Annotated in this window: 10 protein-coding genes and 1 tRNA gene; 3 read left to right on the forward strand and 8 right to left on the reverse strand. The window is 53.1% G+C overall.

The genetic code is table 11. The features are described from left to right. Positions 1 to 53: 53 nt before the first annotated feature. Both AB1598_10660 and AB1598_10665 read right to left on the reverse strand, forming a co-directional pair. On the reverse strand, positions 54 to 404 hold the full coding sequence (locus AB1598_10660) for a nucleotide pyrophosphohydrolase (protein MEW6145467.1): 351 nt from the start codon (positions 402 to 404) through the stop codon (positions 54 to 56). Positions 405 to 503: 99 nt separating this feature from the next. After that, complete coding sequence (locus AB1598_10665) at positions 504 to 818, reverse strand: hypothetical protein (protein MEW6145468.1); 315 nt, start codon at positions 816 to 818, stop codon at positions 504 to 506. Positions 819 to 995: 177 nt separating this feature from the next. Here AB1598_10665 and AB1598_10670 point away from each other — a divergent pair. Beyond that, positions 996 to 1,073: transfer RNA gene (locus AB1598_10670), tRNA-Pro, on the forward strand. Between the two features lie 426 nt (positions 1,074 to 1,499). Then, positions 1,500 to 2,915 carry an RNB domain-containing ribonuclease gene (locus AB1598_10675; GenBank protein ID MEW6145469.1) on the forward strand — a complete coding sequence of 472 codons (1,416 nt, stop codon included), beginning with the start codon at positions 1,500 to 1,502 and terminating at the stop codon, positions 2,913 to 2,915. 610 nt (positions 2,916 to 3,525) lie between these two features. Here the strand turns inward: AB1598_10675 and AB1598_10680 are convergent. From AB1598_10680 to AB1598_10695, 4 genes are all read right to left on the reverse strand, one after another. Then, positions 3,526 to 4,617, reverse strand: coding sequence for a hypothetical protein (locus AB1598_10680; GenBank protein MEW6145470.1), 1,092 nt, complete (start codon positions 4,615 to 4,617; stop codon positions 3,526 to 3,528). 103 nt (positions 4,618 to 4,720) lie between these two features. Next, positions 4,721 to 5,083 (reverse strand): hypothetical protein, encoded by a 363-nt coding sequence (locus tag AB1598_10685; GenBank protein MEW6145471.1) that lies wholly within the window; start codon positions 5,081 to 5,083, stop codon positions 4,721 to 4,723. A gap of 115 nt (positions 5,084 to 5,198) precedes the next feature. Then, positions 5,199 to 5,519 carry a hypothetical protein gene (locus tag AB1598_10690; protein MEW6145472.1) on the reverse strand — a complete coding sequence of 107 codons (321 nt, stop codon included), beginning with the start codon at positions 5,517 to 5,519 and terminating at the stop codon, positions 5,199 to 5,201. 239 nt (positions 5,520 to 5,758) lie between these two features. Further along, positions 5,759 to 6,907 carry a sigma-70 family RNA polymerase sigma factor gene (locus tag AB1598_10695; GenBank protein ID MEW6145473.1) on the reverse strand — a complete coding sequence of 383 codons (1,149 nt, stop codon included), beginning with the start codon at positions 6,905 to 6,907 and terminating at the stop codon, positions 5,759 to 5,761. Positions 6,908 to 7,388: 481 nt separating this feature from the next. On the opposite strand from AB1598_10695, the gene recG reads away from it, so the two are divergent. Next, positions 7,389 to 9,923: an ATP-dependent DNA helicase RecG gene (recG, locus tag AB1598_10700; protein MEW6145474.1), complete on the forward strand. Its 2,535-nt coding sequence runs from the start codon at positions 7,389 to 7,391 to the stop codon at positions 9,921 to 9,923. A 32-nt stretch (positions 9,924 to 9,955) separates the two neighbouring features. On the opposite strand, the gene odhB is transcribed toward recG, so the two are convergent. Continuing rightward, positions 9,956 to 11,218: a 2-oxoglutarate dehydrogenase complex dihydrolipoyllysine-residue succinyltransferase gene (gene odhB, locus AB1598_10705; protein ID MEW6145475.1), complete on the reverse strand. Its 1,263-nt coding sequence runs from the start codon at positions 11,216 to 11,218 to the stop codon at positions 9,956 to 9,958. A 16-nt stretch (positions 11,219 to 11,234) separates the two neighbouring features. After that, positions 11,235 to 14,048, reverse strand: coding sequence for a 2-oxoglutarate dehydrogenase E1 component (locus AB1598_10710; GenBank protein ID MEW6145476.1), 2,814 nt, complete (start codon positions 14,046 to 14,048; stop codon positions 11,235 to 11,237). Positions 14,049 to 14,163 lie beyond the last annotated feature (115 nt).

The raw sequence follows: 14,163 nt of genomic DNA on the forward strand, positions 1-14,163 counted from the left end.
CCGCAACAAGCGATAGTCCGTTTATCATGCTAAGGATTCTGTCCGCTCTGTTTCTAAGCGGTCTCAGGAGTCCCGATTCGTGCTTTGGATTTTTCAATTGGATAATTTCTCTCGTTATTTTCGATTTTTTTATCCAGAGTTTCAATTACGTTGATTTTTAGATCGTGACTCATTAGTAAAACCCAATATAAAACATCGGCCAGCACTTCGCCGATTTCTTCTTTATGTTCATTAACGTACTGCTCAATTTCTTCCGTTGATTTCCATTGAAAATGCTCCATCAATTCGCTGGCTTCAAGCACCATTGACAGGGCAATATCCTTAGGATTGTGAAATTGCTTCCGATAGCGGGCATCCCGAAATTCTATGATTTTCCTTATGATGTCTTTTAGTTCAGTGTTCATGGTATGGTTCACCTTCCGTCAAGCTGAGTTTAATATGAAGAATGAAATAGTATACACACTGTTTTTATATTATCCGATTCTGCCGGGCACTGCGTCTTTTCAATGCACGGTCATGCGGAAGAGTCTGCGCGGCCCCACAGCCGTACCCACCGAGCATAGAGTAGTTCCGGGTGCGACGCCCTTGAACCCGAGCCCGTCCGGTGAATTGACCGACGTGACAATATTCGCGTCGTCGCAAAGGGACAGAATTACCGGGCATACGACAACGCCGGATTTACAGACTTTAAAGATTTCCCCGACCCGCAGCTCGACCTCATAAGGTTGGCCGGGCTCTTCTGTGTCCCCTGACTTCACATCACTGACGAACAAAATGAGGGCCAGAAATCCCGTAACCATTATTATTGCTGACTTCATGCTGAGCTCCATTTTAAAAACCCGCTCCTGCGCACCTGGTTTCAATAATATATCATCTGTAGGAAATTGGGGAAAATGCCTTGTTTCGAAGTACTTGCAGGGGTCTCGATCTGAGCAATTTTTCTTCTCAATCAGCCTTGCAACAATTTCAAAATATTGTAAATTTATACCTCCGGCCGGGGTGTAGCTCAGATTGGCTAGAGCGTTGCGTTCGGGACGCAGAGGCCGCCGGTTCAAGTCCGGCCACCCCGACCATTAATTTCCGGGACTTTCAGCGATTTCTCAAATTACTCCCAAGCCCTAGCCAGTTGATTTGTCACTAAGTATTGATGAAATGCTAAGTTCTTGAAGAGCGACAATATCTACGGTTCTCCCGGGATATGGCCCGAGTCGGCTTCTGTTCAAGCCTCACAAGTTCTGCGAGAACATGCAAGGCTTCCCTGCTATTCAAATTATCTCCTGTGCATGAGCTGTATACAGGGTTTCATGTTAAAAAACTAGATTATATTATTGACTGGAGCATGGTCATTCCAGGAAGTTCACTATCTCCTTTTAGGAATGATTATTGTGGGTAACATTATCACAGCGTAAGTGGCGAGGTATTTTTAGGGAGGTGAAGTTGTGACAGACAAAGAGGGCGGAAATCACCGCCTCATCTTGCAAAGGATTGCGCGCCGGGCGATGATTGAAAGAGGACTTCATCCGGATTTCCCGCCTCAGGCGCTTTCCGAGCTCGACGGAATCCATGGGCCTGCAGCACGTGTTGAGGAATCAACGCGTGATCTCAGAAACCTCATCTGGTGCTCTATAGACAACGATGATTCACGCGATTTGGACCAGCTTACCTTTGCCGAATCCATGCCGGACGGGGCCGTAAAGATACTCGTCGCAATTGCCGACGTAGACGCTGTCGTAAAGAACAAGTCGGCGATTGATGATCACGCCTGGCAGAACACCACCTCGGTTTACACCCCTGCCGAGATATTTACGATGCTTCCCGAAAAACTCTCGACCGATCTTACCTCTCTCAACTATGAATCAGACCGCCTTGCCATCGTCATTGAAATGGTCATCGCCCGGGACGGTTTACTTCTGGATTCGAACCTCTATGGAGCGATGGTCCGCAATCATGCGAAGCTTGCCTACGACAGTGTCGGCGACTGGCTCGAGGGCGACGGACCAATGCCGCAAGGGATCGAAACAGTCAAGCGCCTCGACGAGAACCTCAGGCTCCAGGATAGCGTGGCCCAAAAGCTAAGGGCTCTCCGGTACATGCAGGGTGCGCTTAATCTCGAAACAATAAAAACACGTGCGGTGTTTGAAGGAGATATGCTCAAGGGCTTTGAAGCCGAAAGAAGGAACAGGGCTAAAGACCTTATCGAAGATTTCATGATCGCTGCGAACGGTGTTACCGCACGTTATCTCGAGTCCAAGATGTTTCCGTCGCTGCGGCGCGTATTACGCACGCCCGAACGCTGGGACCGGATCGTCGAGATCGCCTCGGAGCGAGGCTTCGAGCTGCCCCGGAAACCCGACTCCAAGTCCCTCGAGCAATTCCTGGTATTTGCGAAAGCCGCTGATCCTCTCAGCTTTCCGGATCTTTCCCTTAGCGTAATCAAGATGATGGGCTCCGGTGAATACGTCGCCCAGCTTCCGGGAAACACGGCGCCCGGTCACTTCGGTCTTGCCGTCAGTGATTATAGTCATTCAACGGCCCCGAATCGCCGATATCCCGATCTGATCACGCAGCGGCTGCTGAAAGCCGCGATGGAGGGCGGTTCACTGCCCTATGAGAACGATGAATTGGAGGAACTCGCAAAGCATTGCACCGAAATGGAAGACATAGCAAAGAAACTCGAACGGCAGGTCGGAAAATCCGCAGCAGCGATACTGCTTGAATCAAGGATCGGAGACAGGTTCGATGCCATAGTTACCGGCGTATCCGAAAAGGGCACCTGGGTCCGTCTTCTTCAACCGCCCGTGGAAGGCAAGCTGGTGAGCGGTTTTAAAGGGCTTGACGTCGGCAACAGGTTACGTGTGAAGCTGGTCGGTACGGACATTGAGCGCGGATTTATCGACTTTAGGAGGGCCAGGTAATGAGAGCGGCGTTCAGTGTCCGAACCTGAATACTTGATCGATGCCCGCAGCCTTGCGTCCAAACGCCATAGCGTGGATGCAGCGTTGCCGTGCCTTCGATCGTCAATGACATCGAATCGCGTTCGGGACAGAGAGGCCGCCGGTTCAAGTCCGGCCGTCCCGACCACTATTGTTAAATAATTATAGTGGATTATTTAACATTATTCGTGGTCCTATTTCCCTTGATAAGCTTCTGTTTCAACTTTGTTACAACAATAATGCAAAGCCCCACTTTGCGGTTATCTCTCCAATCTTGCGCCGGGGTTCGCGTTCCACGACGTGAAGGAAGCGGAGGGGAGGGTGAACAAAACGTCACCCACCTGTTCAGAATATGAACACCCCTGTTCAGATAATGAACAACCGGATGTTTAAAATATGAACACTAAGGAATACACAGTTGAAGGAAACACAGGGAAGGAACACACAGTAAAAACAGAAGCGCGCATAAAACAAAAACGCGCGCATGAAGAAGCTCGCGCTTCTTCGTCTTCTCCCGCTCCAGACGATTATGAGGACGATAACAAGGTAACGATGCTCGAAGCGGCCGAGCACTTTCATTCGCTCACGCCTCTTAGCGTGAGAACACGCCCATCAGGATTTCCACCAGGATCAAAATAATGATGACCAGCTCCAGGGTCTGGCTCTGGACCGTCCGCACACGGTCGGTCAGCAGCTGATACAGGCTTGCGATAATGTCGAGTTTGCGTGATATGGAGCTCTCCCAATCTTGCAGATATAGTCTTCTGGCGGCGAGGGCATGAACCCTGGCCAGATAGAGATCCCCTATCAGCTTGAGGGCGTTATCGACCCTTTCGGCCAGCACCAGCGATTCGAGCCGCAGTTCCGCCAGCTCCTGGATCGCTTTCCGGTTTGGTGTGAGAAACGGCACTAACGAAGCTCTTTGCTTGAGCGAAACTCTTTGATAATCGCTGATACGCCGATCCAGCTGCTCGTCGGTATATCTCGCTTCCAGCAGCTCCACGTTGAGCAGCTCAAGGACGTTGACGGTATCGCGGAAATCTCGGTCATAGACGAGCGCCGCGTTCCAATCAACGATCACCAGATCGTGCTCGTAGTATGAGAGCCTTTGATTGAGCGCTTCGCCTTGCTGCTCCGGACTGAGCGGCTGAGTTTCAAACCGCAGCATCTGTGCAATGATCGGTCCGTGCCGCGACAGCAATTCGGAGGCCGACAAGGGTTGTTCAAATTCTTCAACGACGAACAAATAATAATCTTCAACCAGGGGCGACAATTCCGGCCTGACTATAGCAGAGCGGTTTTCTTCCAGAAATTCTTGAATCTGTTTCTTCGCCCGGGCTTCAAGATTAAGGTCATAGAGCGTTCGGCTTAACGGCTGCAAATCCGAAAATGACAGCGCGTCCGGGCCTTCGGGAAACGACCATTGATAAGATATACTGGCGGCGCCGAAATCAAAGACTGTGACCTGAGCCCGGCCGGGTTCGGAAATAATGGGTCTTGCTTCGCCCAAATTCACGACCAGAGGCGGCTTGGAGTACTGCAGGAATGTAGGAGTCTGTTTCTTTGGCGATAGAGGCTGCACCGGTGCGGATGAAGGCAGCTTGCTGAGCTGATCGAGCGCCACCTCAAAGCCGATGTCAAAGGCAAAGAGAGCAATTACCCTGCCTTTCAAGAGCCTCGTCATGCGATTTATTCTACAGTCATAAAAGGTGTTTTTCTATGGAAGCGGTTTCGGGTTGCTTTCTGTCATGATTGCGGATGAAGTTGTAGTCGGTAAGATCAGAAAGTCAGTCGCTCGAGTTCGACTTGCCGCTTTTTACAGATGACTCTTCCGTAGCCTCGGGAGCGGGAGTGGGCTCTGCTTGCCGTTCGCTCGAGTTCGATTTGCTGCCTTTGACTGTAGTCCCCTCTGCGGGCTCGGGGGCAGGGGTAGTTTGTATCTGGCGCTCGCTGGTGTTCGATTTACTGCCTTTAACCGTTGTCCCTTCGACGGGCTCGGGTGTAGGTGTAGGTTGTGCTTGGAGATCTTGGGAGTTCGACTTGCTGCTTTTGACCGTTGCCGGATCGGCGTATGCCGTATATAAGATAAAATGAATTGCAAAAATACCTGAAAATAGAAATATGATTGACAGACGTAATACATGTTTCATTTTAATATCTCCTTCCCCTGACCTCCCCGCTCTGCAAATAAATTTGAAAATGGCACACTGCCAAAAAAAAGGGGAGCTGCTGCTCCCCTTTCACGATGATTAAGAATTTTATTCCCTATTGTGCGGCTTCGTCCGTCTTCTCATCGCCCGGCATCTGACCTTTTGTGGCTTCGTCAGCGGCGTCAGTAGCAGCTCCCGAACCGTCGGTCGCTTCGTCCGTCATCTCGCCGCCCGGCATCTCGCCCGGGGTGGCTTTGTCAGCGGTGCCGGTGTCGGCTCCCGAACCGTCGGTCGCTTCGTCCGTCATCTCGCCGCCCGGCATCTCGCCGGCCGGCTCGTCCTGCGCTATCGAGGACGCGCTGCCGAAAAAGGTGTTTCCGCCGAAGGAAAGACCCGTTACTAACAACACAGCAAACAAAAGAGCAATTACTCTCATGTCTTCAAACCCTCCTGATTTTTTTTTACCGGCCGGACTTACCCGGTCGGCTTTCTAATTATAGTGCAATAACCGTACCAATAAAAGAACAATATGAAAAATCTAATTATCGTGGCAGGTTAAAAATTTTTGCTTATTTCCGGCGGTCCCATACACCGTTCCGTATGCGTTAAAAACCACAATAAATTGTGCAAAATGACACATTTTGTCCTTGAACCCTCGACACGGTGCGACCGTAATCATGTACGGAAATTCTTGAGCGCTTCCTTCATTCTTGAAACTGAAAGCTTCCGCAGCGCCTTCTTCTCGATCTGCCTTATCCGCTCTCTCGTGAGTTTGAATTTCCTGCCTATATCGTCGAGCGTCACGACGTCGCTCCGGTCGATTCCGAACCGCATTCGCAGCACCTCCTCTTCCTTCACGCTTAGGAGCGATAGAGAGCTTCGTATGCTCTCTTTTAATTCGTAGTCCACGACGAGATGGTCGGGCGAGACCGTTTCCTCGTCCTCTATGAAGTCATAGAGAGTCCTCTTTTCACCGTCCACCGGAGAGTCGAGGCTCACGGACTCGTTTGTGATTTTCAATATGCGGCTAACGTATTTGAGCGGCACCCCCGAGCGCTCCGAGATCTCTTCGGCCGTCGGATTCTTGCCCGATTCTTTCATGAGTATGGATTTCGTGCGGTAGACACGGCTCGTTACCTCGAGCAGGTATACAGGGACACGCACTGCTCCCCTGTGAACGAGGATCGCTCTCGTTATGGCCTGGTATATCCACCAGGACGCATATGTAGAGAACCTGAACCCTTTCGAATGGTCGTACCGTTCGATTGCCTTCATGAGGCCGATGTTCCCCTCTTGGATGAGGTCGAGGAAGGGAAGGCCGTGGTTCACATACCGCTTCGCGATGCTTATGACGAGTCTCAGGTTTGCGCTCGCGAACCTTTTCTTCAATTTCTCCGCCTGGTGGGAGTAAGCTTTAAGGGAAGCATTGAGTCTGTTCCTGTTTCTTTTGTGGTTGTTTTGACCGTTGGATTTTCTCCCGTTTCCGATGTCCTCGTACGAGCTTTCGAGATACGACGTAATCTGTTTTATCTTGTGCTCGCATTTCTTTATCTTGGCCGGTATCTCCACCTCTTCCTTGATTGTGAGGAGGGGTTCTTTTGAAATATCCCTGAAATAGTCGTTCAATATCCTGAACTGGTCGTCCTGCCTGTCATACATCTCAACCCTATCCGGGAGCTCCGCCGGCGCTCCGTTGTAGTCGCCGGCCGTTTCTTCGGCGCCGAAAACATCTTCTTCCGTGAAGTCGTCTTCAGCTGTTTCTTCGAAATGTTCTGGGTAGCTCTCTGTCTCTATATCCTGTACGTTCAATTCGTCGTATTTCATAGTCGCCTCCCACTCTTGATTTTCCTACAGCTTCGGATCTGCTATCGGTAGAGAATGAATGAAAGCCTCGTAAGGAGCAGCGGCTTCCAGGTATTCTGCCTTCTCTCTATTCCGGGTCTGAGAGCAATATCTGTGCCATATTACTCATCTTTATTTTTTATTTGTGATATAGACGGCTTATAGGAATCAAATTTTTTATTCAGCTTCGTTATCCGTTTGAGTGTGTAAAAATACACTGTTTGTGGTGTACGAAATTCAACCAATGAATATGCCCGAGCGGGCTCTCAAGGCAGTGCGGGACGCGGGGCACCTCGCACTCAATCGGGAGTGTGCGCGCACGTTGTTTACTCTCTTCTTATCTGCATGTTTCGTCCGCTGGCTGCAATAATTACATCGCACTAGGCCGTTACTACCTCGCCGTAGTCCCGCTTATCTCCGGCGAACTTGAATTCTCTCTATAAGTACCTGTAAAATCTTATTAATGTCGAACGAGCTCAGTGACATACTCGACGCGCTCGAAAAACCGCTCAGGTTCGCGTCGAGAAACAAATTCTCGAACCTGGATAAGGTAAAAGCGCTTGACCAGCTAGTCGACGACCTTACGCTAAAGGCGCTGTCACTGCCGCTCACAACCGTGCAGGCAAGGGAGTTCGAATCGTTGAGGGATTTCTTCTCCTCATACGACTGTCTCGGAGAAGCGGAGAGAAAAGACGTTATCCGGAGGTCGCTCGTTATAATAAGCGGGCTGAAAAATCGCCAGGACTCTAAGAGCTCCGCCAAACCGGCTGGGGAAAGGGCTCCATCGTCGTATCCGAAAAGCGGAGCGGAAGGAGCTGCTCCAGTCCGGGATGCCTCCGGGAGCTTCTCTCCGGACACGAGGGATCCTGATCAGGTCCCGATTCAATACATCAAAGGGGTCGGTCCCAGGATCGCAGAGATTTTAAAGAAAAAAGATATCGGGACCGTTGCGGACGCCCTCTACTATTTCCCGAGGACGTACGAAGACAGGAGGACCGTAAAGAGCATATCGCAAATCAGGCCCGGCAAACGGGAAACCATAATGGGGAAGATAATGCTCGCGGGAAAGGTGCGGACAAGGCACAGGAGCCTCTATCAGATATCTCTGTCCGACGGCACGGGGATTGTGACGCTGGTGTGGTTTCAGTTCAACGAAAAATATCTCAGGAACGCGTATAAAAAAGGAGCCTCCGTGATCCTGACCGGCGACGTGAGCGTCGGGTACAGGGATGCGCTCCAGATAGTCCACCCGAAGCCCGAGGACATAGAGGTCATGGAAGAAGGGGAGGACCTCGACGAGGACCATGTGCACTTTAACCGCATCGTGCCTATATACTCTCTTACAGAAGGGCTCAAGCAGAGACGCATAAGGAGGATAATGAAGTCGGTCGTTGACGGGTATACGGCTTCCCTGCCGTCGGTGATGCCGGCCGATCTAATGAGAAAGAGAGGTGTCATCGATTTAAACGCGGCCGTATCGAGGGTCCACTTTCCGATGAATGACGAACAAATCGTCGAGCTCTCGGACAGGGCGTCCGTTTATGCGTCGCCACCCCACAAGACACTCTCTTACTATGAGTTCTTTCTTATGGAGCTCGGACTCGCGTTAAAGAAGCGTGATGTAGCCGGGCTCGACGGAATATCTTTCTCCCCAACGGGAGAACTGACAGGGAAGCTGATCTCGGCGCTTCCGTTCAGGCTTACTCCGGCTCAGGAGCGCGTGCTCGCCGAGATCGAGCGGGACATGCGCTCGGAAAGGCCGATGAACAGGCTGCTCCAGGGGGACGTGGGGAGCGGCAAGACCGTAATTTCGCTCCTTTCCATGCTGAAAGCGGTCGAGAGCGGATACCAGGCCGTAATCATGGCCCCGACGGAGATACTCGCAGAGCAGCACCTTTCGTCGGTCCTCGGCTATGTAAAGGGCATGGGTCTCCGTCTGGTATTTCTCAAGAGCGGGCTCGGGAGGGGCGAAAAGAACGCGTATTACAAGGCTATTTCGTCGGGAGAGGCGCAGATCGCGGTCGGCACGCACGCACTCCTTCAGGAAAAGGTGGAGTTCAGGAACCTTGGTTTCGTCGTCATCGACGAGCAGCACAGGTTCGGCGTGATGCAGAGGGCGAGTCTCATGGGCAAGGGCAGGAACCCGGACGTGCTCGTTATGACCGCCACCCCTATACCCAGGACGCTCGCGCTTACGGTCTACGGCGACCTCGACGTGTCGCTTCTCGATGAGCTCCCGCCCGGGAGGAAGGAAATCAGGACGAAGGTGTATTACGACCAGAAGGGCTCGCGTGAAAGGGCCTATGAGACGGTCAGGAAGGAGCTCGAGAAAGGCAGGCAGGCGTATGTCGTGTATCCCATGATAGAGGAATCGGAGAACCCCGACTTCAAGGACATCAAGTACGCGACCCGTATGGCCGAGGAGCTCAGGAACGATATTTTCCCGGAATTCAGGGTCGGGCTCCTCCACGGGAGAATGAAAACCGAGGAGAAAGAGGCCGTGATGAAGAGATTCATATCCGGCCATATAGATATTCTCGTCTCGACCACCGTGATCGAAGTGGGCGTCGATGTGCCGAATGCGACGGTTATGGTCGTGGAAAACGCAGAGCGGTTCGGGCTCACGCAGCTCCATCAGCTGAGGGGAAGGATAGGCAGGGGAGGGCATGATTCGTTCTGCATTCTGATATCGAGCTTCAGGAGGTCGGAGGACGCGGAGAAGAGGCTCTCGATAATGGAGGAGACCACGGACGGCTTCAGGATAGCCGAAGCCGATCTTGCGATCAGAGGGCCGGGCGACTTCCTCGGGACCAAGCAGTCGGGACTCCCGCAATTCAGGTTCGCCGACCTTATCAGAGATGCGAGGATTCTGACCGAGGCCAGGGAAGACGCTTTCCATATTGTAAAGGAAGACCCAGGGCTTGAGCGCTTTCCGGGGCTGATGAGCGAGGTTATGAAAAGGTATGGACGGGTGTTCGAGCTTGGAGGGATATCCTGACAGTAATTGCTGCGCTGTCTTTACCCTGACGCTTAACCTTCAAGGAGGAGGGATTCCGGGTCCTCGATAAGCTCTTTGACCCTGACCAGGAAGAGCACGGCTTCGCGTCCGTCCACGATCCTGTGGTCGTAGCTGAGCGCGACGTACATCATCGGCCTTATGGCTACGGAGCCGTTTGCCACGACGGCTCTGTCTTCGATCTTGTGAAGCCCGAGGATACCCGACTGCGGCGGGTTAAGTATCGGGGTGCTCATGAGCGAGCCGAACACGCCGCCGTTCGTGATCGTAAAGGTGCCGCCCATTATCTCTTCGAGAGAGAGCGTATTGTCCTCAGCTCTCTGTGCGAAGTCCTTGATCGCCTTCTCGATCGCGGCGAACGACATGCTGTCGGCATTCCTCAGCACCGGGACTACGAGCCCTTCTGTCGCTCCTATCGCCACGCCTATATCGTAATAATGCTTGATTATCATGTCGTCGCCGTCTATCTCTGCATTTATCTGCGGGAATTCCTTGAGCGCCCCTATTGCGGCTTTGACGAAGAACGAATTCAATCCGAGCCCGACCCCGAATTTCTCCTTGAAGGATTCTTTCCTCCGCCTGCGGAGCTCCATGACGGCGCCCATGTCGATCTCGTTGAACGTGGTGAGCATGGCTGTAGACTGTGTGGCTTCCAGCATCCGCCGGGCGATGGTCCGTCTCCTCCTGGACATCTTGATGCGCTCCTCGCGCGAGTCCCTGGAGATGCGGAGAACCGTAGCCTCCTTCGCCTCGAGGAGCGCCGGGGCTTTGCCCCTCACCGGCTCGACCTCGGGTATCTCTGCCCGTGCTGCTTCTTCAGCCTCTTTTCCGACGTAAGCTTCGACGTCTTCCTTGGTTATGCGGCCGCTCGGCCCCGTGCCCTCAACCTTGCCGAGATCTATCTGCTTTTCTTCAGCGATCCTTTTCGCAACCGGGGTCGCTCTTTCGGCTTCGGCGGCCTCTGGTGTCTTCCTGATTTCTTCTTTAGCTTCAGCGGCGGGCTTGGGGGCTTCCTTCGGCCCCGGCGCCGCCCCGGCTTTCCCTTCCTCGATGATACCGAGCACCTCACCGACCTCGACGTCTTCCCCGTTCTTCTTGACTATGCTCCTCAGTATGCCTTCCTTCTCCGCCGCGACCTCGAAGTTAGCTTTCTCGGTTTCGAGCTCGACGAGCGCCTCCCCTATCTTCACGGGGTCCCCTTCTGACTTGAACCATCTAACGACGGTCGCTTCTACAACGGATTCTCCCAGTTCGGGTACGGTGATGTTTATGGACATATTATTTCTCCGGTATTTAGACGTTTTTTACCCAAGTAATTCCCAGTTCGTCGATGTTGGGAAGCTGCTTCCCGATCATGAACGCCTGCCTTATCAGCGCTTCCTGGTTCACTTTATGCATCGAAGCCGTCCCTTCGGCCGGACTCGAGTTCCTGCGCCTCCCTATGAAATGCAGCGGGACGCTCCCCTTTATGAATTTTCTCAGGAACGGATATATGAACATCCATGCCCCCATGTTCTCGGGCTCTTCCTGGAGCCATACGACATCAGTGAGCTTTGGATACCTGCTCAGCACTTTCTGTAGAAGTGTCGTCGGGACCGGGTACAGCTGCTCGAGCCTGGCGATCGCGACGTCTTTCGCGTGCTGCTTTCTCAGCTCGCTCGCGATGACATCTATGTAGACCTTGCCGCTGCAGAGTATGAGCCTCTTCACGGACTTCGCCTCTTTGTCGCTCATCCCGTCGTCTATGACAGGCTGCCATGTGCCTTCGGACAGCTCCCGGAGCGATGAGAAGATGAGCGGGTTCCGCAAGAGGCTCTTGGGCGTCATCACTATCAGGGGCAGGGGGTCGATCTCGAGCACCCCGGCCTGTCTCCTCAAGAGGTGGAAATACTGTCCCGAAGATGTGCAGTTCGCGATGCGCATGTTGACCTCCGCCGCCGAATCGAGGAACCTCCCCATGCGGCCGCTCGAATGGTCGGGCCCCTGGCCCTCATATGCGTGAGGGAGAAGAAGGACGAGCGAAGGGGTCTGCCCCCACTTGGCCCTTGCCGAGACTACGTACTCGTCTATTATGGTCTGTGCGCCGTTTATGAAATCCCCGTACTGAGCTTCCCATATGACCAGCCTGTCGGGCGCCTGTATGTTGTATCCGTATTCGAACCCGATGCATGCGTTTTCGGTAAGAGGACTGTTCAGTATCTCGAAAGCCGCCTTCGACTGCGGTATGTGCTGGAGCGGCGCGTAGGTTTCCCCGGTATTGAAATCGTGCAGCACCGCGTGCCTGTGGCTGAACGTCCCGCGCTCTGCGTCCTGTCCGGTGAAGCGAATCGATGTTCCGTCGGCGAGTATAGACGCGAATGCGAGCTCTTCGGCCATGGCCCAGTCGATAGTTTTTTCGTCTATGTTGGCGAGAGCGGTTTCCCTGCGCTCTCTCCCGCGTTTGAGCTTCGGATTGATCGTGAACCCTTCAGGGAGCTTCAGAAGTGAAGCGTTCAGCTCCTTGAGCGCTTCCGCTGGTACCGATGTGATAGTCTTCTGGGCGGCCCCTGCGGGAGGTCTCTCTGACAGGGCCTCTTCGGGAATGTCCTGCGGCGTCAGGGATTCGAAGTCGCTGTGGAGTATTTCGTTGTACTTGTTTACGAGCTCGTCGGCTTCGTCTTTTCCTATTAGATTCCTCTCCGCGAGCGTTTCAGCCCAGATTTCCCTCACCGTAGGGTGGTCGTCTATGATCTTGTACATTTCGGGCTGGGTGAATGCCGGCTCGTCGGCTTCGTTGTGTCCGTGCCGCCTGTATCCTACTAAATCTATGAGGAAGTCCTTCCCGAACTTGTTCTGGTACGCGAACGCAAGGCGCGCGCATTCGATGCACGCGTCGGGGTCGTCGGCGTTCACGTGCACTATCGGTATCTCGAAGCCCTTGGCAAGGTCGCTCGCGTAGATGGTGCTGCGGCTCTCGTTCGGGAGCGCCGTATAGCCGAGCTGGTTGTTCGTGATTACGTGGATCGTCCCGCCTGTGGTGTAACCGGGGAGCCTGCACATATTTAGCGTTTCGGACACGATTCCCTGGCCCGGGAACGCGGCGTCCCCGTGCACGATTATAGGGAGCGATACTTCGGGGTCGAATTTCGGCTTTCCGCCGGCGTTGACGGACGTTCCGGCCGCCCTCGCCATTCCCTCCACGACCGGGTTCACCGATTCCAGGTGACTCGGGTTCGGTGAGAGCGTGATCTGCATTTCTATTTCTCTTCCGTTCTTTATTGCGTGGCGCGCGCCCTCGTGGTATTTCACGTCGCCCGTCCAGCCCATGTAGTCCCTGAAGTCCCGCTCCAGTATCGGGTCTTTGAACTTGATCAGCGACCCTCTGTAGCTCTTGGTCATGACGTGGTGCATGACGTTCAGGCGGCCCCTGTGAGCCATGCCCATGAATATGTGGCGTATACCCGTCTCGGCCGCTATCCCGACGATCTCGTTCAGGATTGGGACCAGCATGTCCACGCCTTCTATCGAGAAACGGAACTTCCCGGGGAATATCCTGTGGAGGAACTTTTCAAGAACCTCAACTTTTGTAAGGTTTTCGAGCAGCAGTTTTTCGTTGATCGGATCTATGGGCGGTCTGAACCTGCCTGTTTCCGCCGCTTCCCTCAGCCATCTTCTCTCTTCGAGCGAGTTAATGTGATAATAATCGTATCCGATCTTGGAGGAATATATTTTTCGCAGCTCCCCGATCGCGTCGTATGCATTGTCCGTCTTGTCCGAGATAGGTTTGCCGATCAGGCTCGAGGGGAGCTGGACGAGGTCCTCCGGGGTCAGTCCGTGTGTGGAGAGCTCGAGTGAAGGGTCACCGGGAGGAGTGGTGCCCAGAGGGTCTATGTCGGCGGCCAGATGGCCAAACGCCCTGATTGCCTGAGCGAGGTTCGCCGTCGCAACGATCTTCTCTATATCATGCTGGGTTATCTCGGAGGGTTTCTCTTCATATATCTCGGGACGCATCTTGTCGAATATCGCTCTCGTGGATGAGTCGACAGAGCCCGGGTCCCTGAGATAACGCTCATAAAGCTCAAGCACATAACCTGAGTTAGGTCCGTGAAAAATATGTGAAATATCCATTTATTCTTGCCCTTTTGAACAGATTCTTCAGTTTTTCCGGTCGGATTGGTATTAAAGTATCAATTAACGGATAGTATATTAGCACAGCTATATTTTTGTGCAATCTTAGGGCGCC

This window comes from Thermodesulfobacteriota bacterium, assembly GCA_040754335.1.
GTDB lineage: Bacteria > Desulfobacterota_D > UBA1144 > Nemesobacterales > UBA2774 > 2-12-FULL-53-21.